The 560-nt window shown below is 56.4% G+C and carries 1 protein-coding gene; it reads left to right on the top strand.

The features are described from left to right. On the top strand, nucleotides 1–560 hold a 560-nt coding region (locus tag ACXJ5O_RS29355; protein WP_457302971.1), incomplete at both ends, for a LysR substrate-binding domain-containing protein.

Consider the following 560-nt stretch of genomic DNA (forward strand, 5'->3'; position numbering starts at 1 on the left):
GGGCAGCAATTGTTCAGCCGGGTCAACCCCGCCTTTCTTGACATCGAGGATGCGCTTGAGGATTTGAATGCCTTTCGCGGTCAGCCTTCCGGCAAATTGCGCATCAATGCGGCGCGGGTAGCGGCGAAACTGGTGCTCTTACCAATTATCTCGAAGTTCCTCCAGGCATATCCCGCAGTAGAGGTCGAACTTCTGGTCAATGATGCGTTGGTCGATATGGTTGCGGAGGGCTGTGATGCGGGTGTGCGTTTCGGCGAGATGGTAGCGGCCGACATGATCGCAGTGCCAATCGGTCCAAGACACCGCTTCGCGGTGGTGGCCTCACCCGGCTACTTTGAACAGCATCCCGAACCGGTAACACCGCGTGATCTGAGCCGGCAGCCATGTATCCGCTATCGTTTCGCGGGCGGATCATTTTATCGGTGGGAGTTCGAAAAAGGCGGAATCGAGCTGGAGATCGAAGTGGCAGGTCCTCTTACCCTTGGTGATCAGGATCTGATGATAGGCGCCGCACTGGATGGTGCAGGCATTGCCTATCTTTTTGAAGAGCAGGTGCAGAC

This window comes from Phyllobacterium sp. P5_D12 (assembly GCF_054049495.1).